Source organism: Mediterraneibacter butyricigenes (assembly GCF_003574295.1).
Taxonomy (GTDB): Bacteria; Bacillota; Clostridia; order Lachnospirales; family Lachnospiraceae; genus Mediterraneibacter_A; species Mediterraneibacter_A butyricigenes.
Genome location: NZ_BHGK01000001.1, coordinates 1,938,369 through 1,954,070, shown reverse-complemented (window position 1 = coordinate 1,954,070; position 15,702 = coordinate 1,938,369). Strand labels below are relative to the sequence as shown.

Sequence of the window (15,702 nt, the reverse complement as noted above, 5' to 3'; positions counted from 1 at the left end):
CCAATCTATCTTTTATCCTTTCGGAATCCGGATCCGTGTTTCTTTCCTGAATCGTCAAAAAGAGCACTGTTTTACCAATGCTCCTGTCGCTTTCCTGCCAAAAAGTTCACTGAACCTTTTCTCGTATGCCTGACAGCTAATTCAGGCCATAATACTCTTCCAGTGTAATGCCCTTATCTGTCAGTTCTTTTGCCATATCCGTTCCCACATACCGGAAATGCCAAGGTTCGTATGTAATTCCTGTGATGTCTTCCTTTCCTTTGGGGTAACGTAAAATAAATCCATATTCCGCGCAATGCGCAGCCAGCCATTTTCCTTCGTCCGTGGCTGCAAATTTTTCATCCAGATCTGTGTAAGTATCCGAAACAATATCCAGAGCCAGACCGGTGGCATGTTCACTGTTGCCCGGCAGGTTCACGGATTTCTTTGCCTCATCATATGCATCCAGATAAGAGGAACCGTTCTCTACCAGCGTCTCCATGGTCTGTTCAAATACGCTGGTCTGTTTGCTTTCATCCCGATAAGCAGACTGAACCACAAGATTCAGATCTTCCTTTGCCGCTGCCGCGATCATTGCTTTCGCGTCTTTGACGATTCGCTTGTCTGCCTTATATTCTCCGTCCAATGTATCCAGATCTACTTTAAAATCTTTTGACAACGGAAACTCTTCATTGACCAGAATCATATTCCAGTCCGCTGCCGCGATTTTTTTCTCGATCTCTTCCCTGCTGCCTGCCAGTTGCTCTTTCAGGCTCTTCGTTTCGCTTTCTGCCTTCTGGATCTGTGCCGTATAGGCTTCTTTTGTCTTGTTGGCTCCGATATGATCCACAATCTTCGTCCCAAAAATTCCGACAATCAGTCCCAGGATCAGTCCGCCACCACCAAATACTTTACAGATCTTTATCAGTTTCTCCCGTTTTCTGCTGTTTCCATTTGCCATTTGTTCTCGCTCTCCTCGCCTGTCCAAAGTATTTTACTGTCCCAGATACCGTACTTCAAACGTCTCCACGGTAATTGGCTTGTTAAACAATACCCCTTCTGCATTCTGATATCCTAGTTCTTTTAATACATTTAACTGATCCTGCGTCACCACTCCGCTGGCAATGGAATTGACTCCAAGTCTGCGGCAGGTATCAAGAATTGCCTGCGCCACCACCTGACAGCGGTGATTTCCTACAATATCTTCCACAATACTGCGATCCAGCTTCAGTACATCAAATTCCATGATCGCAATAGAAGCCAGACTTGACTGCTTGGAGCCGAACTGATCCAGTACTACCCTGATATTGCCTTTTCGGATCTTGTTGGTTGTCGCTGCGATCATTTCCTGATTCAAATGGCTATCCACATCGGAAACCTCCACCAGAAGGTATTCCGTCGGCACCCGATATTTCCGGGCAATCTGTATCAGTTCTTCCGCAATCCCGTCTCTCCGAAGGGTTACGCCGGAAAGCGGAACAGAAATCGGAATCAGCGGAATCTCTCTTTGTACCCAGTTCTGCAGCGTCCGACAGACCTGTTCAAAAATATAAATATCCAGATGATAGGATAATTTGGTCTGCTCCAGAATATCCAGATATTTCTTCGGATCAATCACACCCAGATCTTTGTGGTGATACCGGATCACCGCCGAAGCACCGGATACGGAATCGGTCTGGATATCAAACTCCGGATCCAGACACACAATATAGCGTCCGCCCCGGATATCGTCTAAGAGATCCTGCTCAATGATCGGCCTGTGATCTTCTTTACGTTCTCTTCTGTAATAATCCTGTTTCTCCTGATGCATCATCTCTTCCGCGCCACGGATCAGCCGGTCTGTATCAATCTCCACCTTTTCCCATGCATAACCTACAGAAGTCAAATCCAGGCTGATATTGTCCAGCTTTGTATGCAGGTCGTGCACCTGTGTGATAAATTTTTCATAAGGGATGTTCTCACAGAGGATCAGATATTCGTCGCCTGTCAGGCGGAATACATGATCTCCCTTGAAATATTCTTCCAGAAGTTCCGCCACTCTTCGCACCACTTCATCTCCGTAGTCATGGCCAAATTCCAGATTAAATTTCTTCAGGCTGTTGATATCAACGGAAACTGCTCCTGCAGACTCCAGTTCTTTTACATCCAGCCCTTCTGTATATTCTACGAAACTGTTCCGGTTCAGAAGTCCGGTCATCTCGTCATGATAGCTCAAATATTCCTGCTTCTTTTCTGCTTTTTTCATTGCAAGGATCTGCCCCATAAAAGGTGCCGTCGTATGAAGCAGTTCCAGACCGCAGCCGCCCCGGTGTACTCCGACTGCTGCCAGAATCCCCATAACACCTTCGCCCAACGGAAAGAACACACTGTAATCCGAATCATTCGGATCCAGGATTTCTTCTTTCATCCATCTCGGAGCGTCCTTTGTCGAACTCATGCGGATCTGCTCACGCATCCATTCTTTTCCGTCCGCACACCACTCATATACCGTAAGGATCTCGTCCTCACTGCGTTCTGCATAATAAGCGTAGTCCGAATCATAATAATCCCGAACCGCACTTAAAATCTCATTCATAATCTCAATGACTGATTTTTGTGTATAGTTTACACCCATGGGTGAATTCCTCCAATTTCTGTCTTTTTACGTTCGCCAACAGTATATTTATTCTATTATATTCTGGTATAAAATGCAAGGGAGGCGGTTCAGGAAAAAAGAGGGAATCTTTCACTGAAAAAGGCAGAGAAAACCAGTTTCCTGATTTTCCCTGCCTTTTCCTGTCTCATGCGCTGATACAATTATTTCGTCCGGTTGCTGCTGTTGGTATTGTCAGAAGTATTGCCGTAGCTATTTCCATAACTGCTTCCGTAACTGTTCTTATCCGAGCAATTGCTGTTCTTATTTTTATTCTGGTTCTTGTTCTGGTTTTTGTTCTGATTCTTGCTCTGCTCATCCCCATAAGAAGAATAAGAATTTGTGGAATTGTTCTGGTTTTGAGAATCACTGTAATTTCTGCTCATTTGATTGCCTCCTGAATTCTGAAATCATTTTAGTTACAGGATTATTGTGCCAGATTCTTCGCAAATTATACTTGATTTTTTTTCCATTTTATATTATACTAAATCCCGTAGAAAGCAATTTCTACAACCCCTTATTAATTATTTATACTCCCCTCAAAAGACCGATGGCTCCCCCATCGGTCTTTTACTTTTATTTTATCTTTCTTCTTTTACGTCTTTTTATCTATCCAAAAAAGATTTGCATAAGGGAACATCCGAAGCCCCGGTACTTCATCGCCTGTTTCCAAAAAGTCGAAACAATAAAATCACCAGGAAGATCGGAACGATCACCGGTGCCAGGAAACTAACCACTCCCGTTATCAGCAGAATCAGTCCCACTAAGATCAGGATCACCACTGCTACCAGCAAAAAGCGTTTCCACGGAGCATCAAAATTATACACATGAACCTTCGGTCCTTCCTGATCACGGTCACTGCTTTGCGTATAATCAGCAGGCTGCCGGTAAGGATCTTCATAATATCCACCGCCACCGGTTCCCTGTCCTCCCGGAGACTCCAGGATATTCTTCGCGATTGCCCACGGATCTCCCAGACTGTTGACGACCGCGTCCTCACTTTCTCCTTTGGATTTCTCGTCTTCTATATAATTTCTGTAATACTCTACATTCTCCCGCACTTCTGCCGGAGCCATTCCCTGCTCCAGTTCTTCCTGCAGTTTCTTTAAAAATTCTGTCTTTGTCATCTTTTCTCCGCCTTTCGATGGTAACAGGATAGCATATCTGCTCTTCGATTCCAAGAGTACAGGTCATTAAAATTTTCTAAACGATTAAACAGAGAAGCAGAATCCGGAAATTCCGAACCCTGCTTCTCTGTTAATCATTTTAATTTTCTGTCTGTTCAGACTTAACTCAATCTCTTAGACTTCGAAGATCAGATCTCCATAGGACGGCATTGGCCATGCTTCTTTGTCCACGATCATTTCCAGTTTGTCAACCGGTGCACGAAGTGCAGCCATTGCCGGAACTACATCGTTGTGATAGAAGTTTGCCTGAACGCTACCCTCTTCTTTTGCTGCTGCTTCATCTGTAATCTCTGTCAGTGCTTTCAAAGCTGCCTTTGCCTCTACCAGATAACCGGAGATTTCACCCAGCAGTTCACTCTGTACAGATGCATCTGCTCCTGCCTCTTTTACAGCCAGCACCGTCTCTGCCAGTTCTTTTGTATATTTCATAACTGCCGGGATGATCTGCTTGCTTGCCATATCGATCATGGTACGGGCTTCGATATTGATTGCTTTTGCATACGCCTCATACTGAATCTCCGCACGAGACTCCAGCTCTACTCTTGTAAACACATTAAATCTCTCAAACAGTGCCACTGCTTTGTCTGTTGTGATAGACGGAATTGCTTCCACCATAGACTTAATATTTGGCAGTCCTCTTCTTTCAGCTTCTGCAACCCATTCATCAGAATATCCGTTTCCGTTGAAGACGATTTTCTGGTTCTCAACCGCATATTCTTTGATCAGATCATGTACTGCCTTATCAAAATCATCTGCGCCTTCCAGTACATCACAGGCTTCCGCAAATGCTTCCGCTACGATCGTATTCAGTACGATGTTCGGATTTGCGATGGAATCACGAGATCCAACCATACGGAATTCGAATTTGTTTCCGGTAAACGCAAACGGTGATGTACGGTTACGGTCTGTTGCATCTTTGGAAAGGTCTGGCAGAGTCGCAACTCCTGTTTCCAGTTTTCCACCTTTTAAGCTGTGTGTTGCCTCTCCTGTACTGATCAGCTGTTCCAGCACATCTTCCAGCTGCTCGCCCAGAAAAACAGATACAATTGCCGGAGGTGCTTCATTCGCTCCAAGTCTGTGGTCATTTCCCGGATCCGCTGCAGATTCACGAAGCAGATCGGCATGTTTATTGACCGCTTTCAGGATACAGGTCAGTACCAGCAGGAACTGTGTGTTTTCATGAGGTGTTTTGCCAGGATCTAACATGTTAATCCCATCATCAGTCGTGATGGACCAGTTATTATGTTTACCAGATCCATTGACGCCTGCAAACGGTTTCTCGTGGAGCAGGCACTTCATGCCGTGCTGACAAGCTATTCTCTTCAATGTCTGCATAACCAGCTGATTGTGGTCAACTGCTTTATTTGCTTCTGTATAGATCGGCGCCAGTTCGTGCTGTGCCGGTGCTACTTCATTATGCTGGGTCTTTGCTGTGACACCGACTTTCCAAAGTTCTTCATTTACATCCTTCATAAAGGCTGCGATTCTCTGACGAATGGTTCCGAAATAATGATCATCCAGCTCCTGACCTTTCGGTGGCATCGCTCCGAATAAAGTGCGTCCGGTATAGATCAGGTCTTTTCTTTCTTCAAATTTCTCTGCGTCTACCAGGAAATATTCCTGCTCTGCGCCTACAGAAGGAGTTACCTTCTTGGATGTTGTATTTCCGAAGAGACGAAGCAGTCTCAATGCCTGTGTATTGATGGCTTCCATGGATCTCAGAAGCGGTGTCTTCTGATCCAGTGCCTCTCCTGTATAAGAGCAGAAAGCGGTTGGAATACAAAGTGTTGCACCTGCTGCATCCTGTCTTACGAATGCCGGTGATGTGCAATCCCATGCCGTATATCCTCTGGCTTCAAATGTTGCACGAAGTCCACCTGACGGGAAGGACGATGCATCCGGTTCTCCCTTGATCAGTTCCTTTCCTGAAAAGCTCATCAAAACCTTTCCATTCGGAAGTGGAGCGGAAATAAAGGAATCATGTTTCTCTGCTGTTACACCTGTCAGTGGTAAAAACCAGTGTGTGTAGTGTGTTGCGCCTTTCTCGATTGCCCATTCTTTCATCTCATGTGCAATCACATCGGCTGTCTCAAGATCCAGTTCCTTTCCTTCTTCAATGGTCTTCTTCAGATTCTTGTAAACCTTCTTCGGCAGACGTTCCTGCATTACCGTATCATTAAATACGTTTTCCCCAAAAATCTCTGCCACATTAATCGGTTCTGTGCTCATTGTATCACCCTCGCTTTCTTATATTTTCCTTCAAAACATTCCTGATGTTCTATGTAAAAGGTCAGATACAACAAAAGGCACTCCAAGTTATCTTGGAACGCCTTTGTTCTTATCTACGCCTGTTAGTATACTCTATCCGTTTGAAAAAGGCAAGTACAAATTTAATTTTTTTCGCTTGCTGTTAAAATCATGCCTTTCCAGCAGATCCGAATAACTCAATCTTTTCTTTTACTTTATCGATAATAGCATCGCAGCCCGGCTTCAGAAGTTTACGCGGATCGAATCCTTTTCCTTCCAGATCCTTTCCTTCTTCGATATACTTTCTTGTTGCTTCTGCAAACACGATCTGGCACTCTGTGTTTACATTGATCTTGGCCACACCAAGGGAGATGGCTTTCTTGATCATATCGTCCGGAATCCCTGTACCTCCGTGAAGTACAAGCGGCATATCTCCCGTCTTCTGCTGGATTGCATCCAGAGTTTCAAAGCTCAGACCTTCCCAGTTCTCCGGATATTTTCCGTGGATGTTTCCGATTCCTGCTGCCAGAAAATCAATTCCCAGATCAGCGATCATCTTACATTCTTCCGGATCTGCACATTCGCCTTTTCCGATGACTCCGTCTTCTTCTCCGCCGATCGCTCCGACTTCTGCTTCCAGAGACATTCCTTTCTCTTTACAGATTGCAACCAGTTCTTTTGTCTTTGCAATGTTTTCCTCGATCGGATAGTGAGATCCGTCAAACATGATGGATGAGAATCCTGCCTCGATACATTTCTTACATCCTTCGTAGCTGCCGTGGTCTAAGTGAAGTGCTACCGGAACGGTAATTCCCATCTCTTCTACCATAGCATCTACCATAGCTGTAATGGTCTTAAATCCTGTCATATATTTTCCGGCACCTTCAGATACACCGAGAATCACCGGTGACTTCATCTCTTCTGCTGCCTGCAGGATGCATTTGGTCCATTCCAGGTTGTTGATGTTGAAATGTCCGACTGCATAATGTCCTGCTTTTGCTTTTTTAAGCATTTCTGCTGCTGATACTAACATAGTTCTTCCTCCAGTATTTTTTACTGTCCCATTATAACGTAAATCTCGCAATCGGTTCAAGTGTGAATCACCACAAAACAAACAGACAAATTGTCCTATTTTTCTACGGATTTTTAGAATTTTGTCTAAAATTGATATTTTTATCACAAGCCCTTGACAAAAACCATTATCCTCCTGCAAACGCTCTATTGTCATAAGTAAAAAAAGAAGCATCCTTTCGGATACTTCTTCTGAAATGACTCCCAGGGGAATCGAACCCCTGATTCCAGCGTGAGAGGCTAGCGTCTTAACCGCTTGACCAGGGAGCCATATTGCTGTGAGTCGCTCACAGCAAAAAGAATTATATAATATTTTTCTTCATAATGCAAGTGTTTTTTTCAAAGTTTTATGAGAATTTTTCAGTAGTCTGTTGCACCTCGCAAACTCTCTCATTTCTTATAGTCAGCCGAAATATCCGCCAGCCCTTCCGGATCCACCATGATCTGAAGTGCTTTTTTGGCATCTCTGATCTCTACTGTATCATGGGATCCACCGTATTCTCCATCCAGCGTCCACGGAATCTCTTCGATGGACTCGAATTTGATATGCCCCGTTTTAAAAGAATACATGTGTTTTTGATCTGCCTGTTTCAGGACAAGCGCCCCCACTACTTCATTCAGCTCGATCGGATTCTTCGGACTCTTGATCAAAGTGACTTCAAATTCTCCATCATCAAACACTACATCTTTGCCGACCATTCCCTTAAATCCCCCTACAGATTTGGAATTGGTCACCATTCCATATACAAAATCATCCTCGATCACCTGATCATCCAAAGTGACTTTCATATGATAAGATGGAATATTAAAAATACGTTTGGTTCCTTCCAGAACATAAGCAAGATGTCCCAGAACATTTTTCATTTCCTGTTTTGTCTCGTAGGAAACATCGGTGAAAAGTCCAAATGCCGCTACATATACAAAAATATCTTTATTGAATCGCCCCACATCACAGGCAAACGGAACCCCGTTCACCGCTATATTGGCTGCATCCAGTAAATTCTTCGGAATCCGCAGACTGGAAGCGAAATCATTGGTCGTACCCGTTGGAATATATCCGATCGGCACTTTATCTTCCCGCGCCATCATTGCGGTCACCACTTCATCCAGGGTTCCGTCCCCGCCACTGCATACCACCAGATCATACGTTTCCGTATAACTGCCGGCCTTTTTGCTCGCATCATGGTAGCACTGGGTCGGATACACCGTTACTTCATATCCTGCTTTCACAAAAATATCCAGAACATCAGATAATTTTGGTTTTAAAACTCCTGTTCCGGCATTCGGATTGTATATGAACAATAATTTCTTCACGCCGTTATTTCACACCCTCCAAAAACTTTTCAATTCCGTCAGCTGCTTCTTCCTCATCTTTGCCATCTGCAACTACCGTCACAAGATCTCCGTCCATCAGACTTAAGCTCATCATACCCATAATACTCTTTGCATTAATTTTCTTTGTTCCGACTAACAGATGAATCTGACTTGAATACTGGCTGGCTTCCTGAACTAAAAATGCGATCGGTCTGGCTTCCAAACCCTTTTCATGTCTAACGGTAATCGGTCTTTCTATCATAGCTAATCCTCCTTATTCTGCCTGACATCTTCCGCGATCTCACCGATTTTTCTCAGGCGGTGATTCACCCCGGACTTCCCCACAGGCGGATCTGAAATCTCTCCCAACTCTTTTAATGTTGCATCCGGATGCTCCAGGCGAAGTATCGCCATCTCTTTCAGTCCATCTGATAATTTGTCTAAACCAATAGTTTGTTGGATATACCTGATATCCTCTACCTGTTTCACTGCGGCAGAGACAGTTTTGTTGATATTTGCAGTCTCACAGTTCACCTTTCGGTTCACTGCGTTTCTCATCTCTTTGAGAATACGGACATTCTCCAGTTCCATCAGAGATACATGCGCTTCCATGATATTGAGCATATCGACCAACTGTGCCCCCTCTTTCAAATATACCACGTACATTTTCTTGCGGGCTACGATCTTTGCATCCATGGAGAAGCTGCACATCATCCTGCGAAGCTGTTCCGCCATATTCACTGTTGTACAGACAATCTCAAAGTGATAAGCCTTGTTTGGATCACTCATAGATCCTGCTGCCAGAAACGCCCCTCTTAAAAACGCTCTTTTGCAACATGGCTGCTGTACCAGAATGGGATCTACAATATGTAACGCTGAATATGCATCTTCCCTTTCTCCGATCAGTTTCGTTGCCTGTAAAATCCGCAATGCGTCTTCATGCTCCCGGATGACGAGCATATAAGTCTCGCTTCCTTTTTCAAGGTTTCTGCGGACAGAGATATCAGTTCTAATATTAAATGTTTTTGTCACCAATGTAAAGCATTTTCTCGCAACGGCGATTTTTTCCGTGTGGATCTTGATCCGGTACTTTTCTCCCGGCGTAATGACCACCGCACCACACATACTGATCAAAGCCGCCAGTTCCGCGATCTGACAGTGCCTCGCCTGGGCAATCTGGTGTGACAATTCTTCTTTTACATTTCCCGAAAATGACATAATCCGTTCTCTATTCTTTCTCTGTGTTTTTCTTTATTTTTCCTGCCTCTTCCGTTTACTTTGCTTTCGTGATACTGTCTTTTGTGATATCGCGATGCTCGATCCGGAATCCGTAATCCTCTTTTTCCTTCATTTTCTCATAGATTGCATTTGCCAGAGTCACAGAACGGTGTTTGCCGCCCGTACAACCGACCGCGATCACCAGTTGATTCTTTCCTTCCAGAATATAATTCGGCAGTAGGAACTCCAGCAGCTCCGTCACCTTTTCCAAAAAAACCGGAGCCTTATCATTGTCCATCACATACTGCTGTACCACCTTATCCTGCCCCGTCTTTTCTTTTAATTCTTCTATATAATAAGGGTTCGGCAAAAATCTGACATCGAACACCAGATCCGCATCAGACGGAATCCCATATTTGAATCCAAAGGACAGAATGGTCACATAAAGATTCTTATACTCCTTCCCTTCCACAAAAATCTTGCGAATTTCCTGATTCAGTTCTCTGGTCAGCAGGTTACTGGTATCAATGATATAGGTTGCCCGCATTTTCAGAAATTCCAGTTCTTTTCGCTCTGCCGCAATCCCCTTGTCCAGACGTCCATCCTTTGCCAGCGGATGACTTCTTCTGGTTTCCTTATAACGTTTGACCAGCACATCATCGCCTGCATCCAGATAAAGGATCTCATGAGGGATTTCTTTTTCTTTCAATACATCCAGTTCTTCTGCCAGCCTTGCAAAAGAACGGCCGCCCCGGATATCGATCCCGATCGCTACTTTGTCCAGATTAGCGTCCGGCTGTGCCGACATTTCCACAAATTTTAAAAACAGCGGAATCGGAAGATTATCCACGCAAAAATAGCCGGTATCTTCCAACACTTTCAACGCCGTACTTTTTCCTGCCCCGGACATTCCGGTCACGATCACCATCCGCATTTAAAATTCTCCTATCTTTTTCACTTCTGTTTCCAACTTTACTCCGGAATCTGCCAGCACTTTTTCCTGTACCTGACGAATCAGTTCCAAAATATCCGCTGCTGTCGCATGCTCTTTGTTGATCACAAACCCACAGTGTTTTTCTGCCACCTGCGCACCACCGACCTGAAATCCGCGAAGCCCCGCATCCTGGATCAGTTTTCCTGCGAAATATCCCTCAGGACGTTTGAAAGTACTTCCGGCACTCGGATATTCCAATGGCTGTTTGTCGATCCGCCGTTCTTTCAGACCCTCCATAACCGCCTTGATTTCTTCTGGCTTTCCTTCCTTTAATTCCAGAGTTGCTTCCAGAACAATATAGCCTTTTTCCGGGATCACGCTGGTTCGATAGCCAAGCTGCAGTTCCTCTGCCGGCAACTCTTTGACTTCTCCATCAGGAGTCAGGACTTTGACTTCTCTCAGAACGTCTTTCAGTTCTCCACCGTAAGCTCCGGCATTCATCACACATGCTCCTCCGATGGTTCCCGGAATTCCTGCCGCAAACTCAAACCCGGTCAGTCCCTCTCGAAGCGCTGCCGCTGCAATTCTGGAAAGAAGCGCTCCCGCCTGAGCAGTCACTTTCACACCATCCACCTGAACCTCCGCATAATCTCTCTGGATCTCCAGCACCACACCTCGGATGCCGCCATCTCCGACCAATAGGTTGCTTCCATTTCCCAGCACAAACCAGGGAATCTCTCTTGCCCTGCACAAAGCAATCACCTGTTTCAGTTCTTCTGCATCCGACACTCTCACATAATAGTCTGCCGGTCCTCCCACACGGAACGTCACATGCCCCGCCATCGGCTCTTTTATCAGGACTTCCTGTTTGACCAACTGACGTAATTTTGCTTCAAACGTTTGCTTTATATTCTGATCTGCCTTATCATCCATTTTCATCTCATCCATACTCCTTTGGTTTCGTCCGCCTTTTTGCATAGACTTCTGCCCATATGATACACTAAAAAAAGTACAAAGTAAAGACGGGTCGTTATTGCAAAATGCCCGAAAATGCGGTATATTTATGGTACTATTGTCTCAATAAGACAAATTTCAACTGTATTTATGAAAGAAGGAGTGAATTAATTCGTGGACTCAAGTGATGCCATACACTATTTGATTCTGTTGATTCTGTTGGCACTATCTGCTATGTTCTCATCAGCAGAAACCTCTATGACAACTTTTAACAAAATGCGGATCCGTTCTCTTGCCGATAACGGCGATAAACGCGCAAAGATTCTTCTGGAACTTTCTGAGAACCGAAAATCCAAGCTTTTAAGCGCGATTCTGATCGGCAACAACATCGTCAACATTTCCGCTTCCTCTCTGGCTGCTACTCTGGCCTATAGTTTTGGCGGATATGCTGTCAGTATTGTTACGGCCGTTCTGACTCTGGCGATTCTTGTCTTTGGTGAGATTACACCCAAAACAGCTGCCACGATTCGCGCCGATAAAATGGCCTTATTTTACGCACCATTTTTTAACGTTTTCACCACGTTGATGACACCGTTGATCTTTGTGGTCAATCTGATTTCCAATATCCTGTTGTTCCTGCTTCGAATTGATCCGAATGCGACAGATCCGGCGATGACAGAAGATGAACTGCGCACGATTGTGGATGTCAGTCATGAAGACGGAGTCATTGAATCCGATGAGAAGGAAATGATTTATAACGTATTCGATCTGGGAGATGCCGTAGCCAAGGATGTCATGGTCCCCAGAGTACATGTCACTTTTGCCGATGTAAACAGTACCTACGAAGAGTTGATCAACATTTTCCGCGAAGACAAATTTACCCGTCTTCCGATTTTTGAGGATAACACGGACAACGTAATCGGTACCATCAATATGAAGGACCTCCTTCTCTTTGAAAACCGTGAGAATTTTAAGGTTCGCGATATTTTAAGATCCGCTTATTTTACCTATGAATATAAAAACATTTCCGAACTTCTCGTAGAAATGAGAGATGCTTCTTTCAATATCGCCATCGTTTTAGACGAATATGGGGAAACTGCGGGACTGATCACTCTGGAAGACATTCTGGAAGAAATAGTCGGTGAGATCCATGATGAGTACGATGAGAACGAGGAAGAGGCTTTCCAGAAACTGAACGACCGGGAATATCTGGTGGAAGGTGCTATGAATCTGGATGATTTCTGCGACCATTTGAATCTCACACTGGAGTCTGAAGATTTCGATTCCCTTGGCGGATTTATCATCGAACATCTTGGTCATCTGCCGGTAGTTGGCGATGAGATCACCACTCCGGAAAACATCCGCATGGTTGTTGAAAAACTGGACAAGAACCGTATCGAAAAGGTTCACATTTACCTTCCGGAAAAGAACGTCTCCGATGAAGAAGCGGACGAAGACTAAAAACTAAAATATCAGAGTTTTTAAGCGTAACAGTGTGATAGCTGTTACGCTTTTTGTTGCCAGGCATACGACAAAAAGATTCGGTGAACCTTTTTAGTTTCACTACAGTCCCGGTACTTTCTGAGAGCAAGCATCAGCGCCGCTCGAAAGATATCTAACCTAATATTTCCTGCAAAAGACGGTAATAGACAGTAATGATTCTGTCACACTTCCTCTGTCCCGGCATACTCTAATATCAACCATCCCTCAAGGAGTTTTCTATGCCTTACACAATTATGTTGGACAGTGGTCATGGCGGACGCGATCCGGGAGCCGTCTACAACGGACGCCAGGAAAAAGATGATGCGCTTCGCCTGGCACTTGCTATCGGTGAAATTTTACAAGATCGCGGCGTTGATGTCTTATACACCCGCACCGAAGATGTCTATGAATCCCCCTTCGAAAAAGCCATGGAAGCCAACACGGCGGATGCCGATTTCTTTCTCTCCATTCACCGCAATTCCTATCCCACCGACAATACCGTCTCCGGAGTGGAATCTCTGATCTACGATAAATCCGGTATCAAATTTGAAATGGCAGAAAATATCAATGAGCAGTTAGAAGCAGTCGGCTTTGTAAATCTCGGCGTAAAAGAGCGTCCGAATCTTGTGGTACTCAAACGAACCCGGATGCCGGCAGTTCTTGTGGAAGTGGGCTTTATCAACTCCGATACAGATAATCAGTTGTTCGATGAGAACTTCCAGGATATTGCGGAAGCCATCGCCGCCGGAATTGTAGATACCCTTGGACTGGATCCGGTAGAAAATGCCGCCGAAGTTTTCTCCGAAACTCCGGCTCCTATCGAATCTTCAACCGAAAATTCAACTGGAAATTCCATCGAAGTCCCAGTTGAAGATTCTATCGAAGTCTCTGCAAAAGTTCCAGTTTCAGTCCCCATTGAAGTCTCTGCAAATAATCCCGCCTGGGATTCTGACAATATTCCTGTAAATCATTCCAATTCCCGGAACTCTGCAGCCGACAAAAACGTAAATCCCGAATCTAAAACATACAACACCCCAGATCATTCCGACTCCGCATCACTCACAACCTCTGAACCCGCCAGAAAATCCACGTCCTCACAGACAGACGCTTCTCTATACCATTATCACGTTCAGGTTGGTGCTTTCCGCATGGAGCTCTACGCGAACCGCCTGCTGGAAGAACTGATGGAACAGAATTTTCCTGCCTTCTTAGTCCATACCGGAAACATTTACCGAGTTTACGTCGGAGCTTTTTCTTCTTTGAGCGAAGCCATTAAAATGGAACGTTTGCTGAAACGGGCCGGATATCCTACCGTTATAATTGCATGAAACAATAAGAAACATGAATTTCAGACCATCCCCTCCCATAAATTACGGATTTCATAAAGCCACAGTCCATAAATTCACAAATCCCGGAAATGCCTGAAAAGCATATTCCGGGATCTGTATTGATCGGCACTTTTTAATTTTCTCTTACTTTGAGGAAGAATCTGACGTACTGGAGGTATCACTTGCTTCCACCTGTACACAACTCTTTACCAGATAATCTCCCACTGCATCTTTCCTCACCAGTTGTTTCAGGGTATCTTCTCCAACCAGCTCTTTCATCTTGTCAACGCTTTCATAGCCGTAATCATCTGCATACTGCTGATAAGCTTCTTCATACTCTTTATCTGTCGGTTCCAGTTTCTTCTTGTCAGCAAGAAGCTCTACTGCTTTTTCCTGTTTCATGGTGTTCTCTGCAACCGTCTTGACCTGTGCATCAAACTCTTCTTCTGTCATATTCAGATAGGAACTTAAGAATTCTGAGAATTCTACACCGTAGGTTGTTGCCTGAGACTGATAATATTCTTTGATTTCTTTTTCTTTATCTTCTACCAGGCTGGATGCTTTGTCTGTCAATTCCACCTGATCGATCAAGGCTGTCAGCACTTCGCTTCTCAGAGAATAATTCTGCGTTTCTTCTGCCTTAGCTTCCAGTTCCTTCTTCACTTCTTTTTTATACTCTGCAACGGTCTTAGACTTGTCACTGTTTTCCTTTACCCAGTCATCTGTCAGTTCTGCTTTGATGCTGTTGATCTTAATTTTAAAGTCAGCAACTTTTCCAGCCAGCTCCGTGCTGGAATAATCATCCGGGAATTTTACGGTAATGGTAAATTCTTCTCCGACCTTGTGTCCGACTAACTGTTCTTCGAATCCCTTATAATCTCCATTTGCTCCGATGAAAGTTCCGGATCCGATCTCCAGGCTCGCGCCGTTTGCCTGTCCACCGTCGAATTCTACACCGTCCACACTTCCTGTGAAGTCCAGATTTACGGTATCACCGTCTTTTACTTCACCTTCTGTATTTCCGTTCTCTTCCAATTTTGTGTCGATGGATGATTCCACCATGTCGTCTGTAACCTCAGTCTTTGCAACCTCGTCTACTTCAAGACCTTTGTACTTGTTGATGGTCACATAATCATCGGATAATTTTCCGGAACATCCCGCAAGACCAAATGCCACGCACGCTGTCATTGCCAATACTAATAATTTTTTCTTCATAATGCTTCCTCTCGTTTTCTATATATTTTTATTTTTAAATTTCGAACTTCCTTTTCGGATTTTTGTTTCCAGATTTCAATTTGCAGTGTGAATCCTTTTGAACTTCAGATTGCGATTTCATTTCACACAGCAATGCCATTG

14 protein-coding genes, 1 tRNA gene and 1 pseudogene are annotated in these 15,702 nt (G+C 44.4%); 3 read left to right on the top strand and 13 right to left on the bottom strand.

The window, feature by feature from the left end; all coding sequences use genetic code 11:
- Nucleotides 1-136: 136 nt before the first annotated feature.
- The 12 genes from KGMB01110_RS09610 to murB form a co-directional block, all read right to left on the bottom strand.
- Nucleotides 137-940, bottom strand: a complete 804-nt coding sequence (locus KGMB01110_RS09610) for a M15 family metallopeptidase (RefSeq protein WP_117604274.1) — start codon at nt 938-940, stop codon at nt 137-139.
- Nucleotides 941-973: 33 nt separating this feature from the next.
- A complete protein-coding gene (locus tag KGMB01110_RS09605; RefSeq protein ID WP_117888616.1) occupies nt 974-2,593 on the bottom strand; it encodes a bifunctional diguanylate cyclase/phosphodiesterase in 1,620 nt (539 codons plus the stop codon).
- A gap of 182 nt (nt 2,594-2,775) precedes the next feature.
- Entirely contained in the window at nt 2,776-2,997 is a 222-nt protein-coding gene (locus KGMB01110_RS09600) for a hypothetical protein (protein WP_117604272.1), read from the bottom strand.
- Nucleotides 2,998-3,267: 270 nt separating this feature from the next.
- Nucleotides 3,268-3,738, bottom strand: coding sequence for a DUF1700 domain-containing protein (locus KGMB01110_RS09595; protein WP_117888617.1), 471 nt, complete (start codon nt 3,736-3,738; stop codon nt 3,268-3,270).
- 174 nt (nt 3,739-3,912) lie between these two features.
- Nucleotides 3,913-6,027, bottom strand: coding sequence for a glutamine synthetase III family protein (locus tag KGMB01110_RS09590; RefSeq protein WP_119298130.1), 2,115 nt, complete (start codon nt 6,025-6,027; stop codon nt 3,913-3,915).
- A gap of 187 nt (nt 6,028-6,214) precedes the next feature.
- Entirely contained in the window at nt 6,215-7,078 is an 864-nt protein-coding gene (fba, locus tag KGMB01110_RS09585) for a class II fructose-1,6-bisphosphate aldolase (protein WP_117604345.1), read from the bottom strand.
- 236 nt (nt 7,079-7,314) lie between these two features.
- Nucleotides 7,315-7,386 (bottom strand) — tRNA-Glu (locus KGMB01110_RS09580).
- A 120-nt stretch (nt 7,387-7,506) separates the two neighbouring features.
- On the bottom strand, nt 7,507-8,430 hold the full coding sequence (locus KGMB01110_RS09575; protein WP_117603953.1) for a diacylglycerol/lipid kinase family protein: 924 nt from the start codon (nt 8,428-8,430) through the stop codon (nt 7,507-7,509).
- A gap of 4 nt (nt 8,431-8,434) precedes the next feature.
- Nucleotides 8,435-8,692, bottom strand: a complete 258-nt coding sequence (locus tag KGMB01110_RS09570; protein WP_117888618.1) for an HPr family phosphocarrier protein — start codon at nt 8,690-8,692, stop codon at nt 8,435-8,437.
- Nucleotides 8,693-8,694: 2 nt separating this feature from the next.
- Nucleotides 8,695-9,648: a DNA-binding protein WhiA gene (gene whiA, locus KGMB01110_RS09565; RefSeq protein WP_119298129.1), complete on the bottom strand. Its 954-nt coding sequence runs from the start codon at nt 9,646-9,648 to the stop codon at nt 8,695-8,697.
- A 55-nt stretch (nt 9,649-9,703) separates the two neighbouring features.
- Complete coding sequence (rapZ, locus tag KGMB01110_RS09560) at nt 9,704-10,582, bottom strand: RNase adapter RapZ (RefSeq protein ID WP_119298128.1); 879 nt, start codon at nt 10,580-10,582, stop codon at nt 9,704-9,706.
- Complete coding sequence (murB, locus tag KGMB01110_RS09555; protein WP_174714263.1) at nt 10,583-11,515, bottom strand: UDP-N-acetylmuramate dehydrogenase; 933 nt, start codon at nt 11,513-11,515, stop codon at nt 10,583-10,585. It lies immediately after the preceding gene.
- Nucleotides 11,516-11,710: 195 nt separating this feature from the next.
- Between murB and KGMB01110_RS09550 the strand changes: the two genes are divergently transcribed.
- The 3 genes and pseudogenes from KGMB01110_RS09550 to KGMB01110_RS15855 all read left to right on the top strand — a co-directional run bounded on the left by KGMB01110_RS09550 (nt 11,711) and on the right by KGMB01110_RS15855 (nt 14,346).
- Nucleotides 11,711-12,997, top strand: a complete 1,287-nt coding sequence (locus tag KGMB01110_RS09550; protein ID WP_119298127.1) for an HlyC/CorC family transporter — start codon at nt 11,711-11,713, stop codon at nt 12,995-12,997.
- Nucleotides 12,998-13,257: 260 nt separating this feature from the next.
- Nucleotides 13,258-13,782, top strand: a pseudogene (locus KGMB01110_RS15860) (N-acetylmuramoyl-L-alanine amidase family protein); the annotation flags it as partial.
- Complete coding sequence (locus KGMB01110_RS15855; protein WP_279220931.1) at nt 13,756-14,346, top strand: SPOR domain-containing protein; 591 nt, start codon at nt 13,756-13,758, stop codon at nt 14,344-14,346. The pseudogene KGMB01110_RS15860 and the gene KGMB01110_RS15855, both read left to right, overlap by 27 nt.
- A gap of 144 nt (nt 14,347-14,490) precedes the next feature.
- Here the strand turns inward: KGMB01110_RS15855 and tig are convergent, their stop codons facing one another.
- On the bottom strand, nt 14,491-15,561 hold the full coding sequence (gene tig / locus KGMB01110_RS09535; protein ID WP_119298126.1) for a trigger factor: 1,071 nt from the start codon (nt 15,559-15,561) through the stop codon (nt 14,491-14,493).
- Between the last annotated feature and the right edge of the window lie 141 nt (nt 15,562-15,702).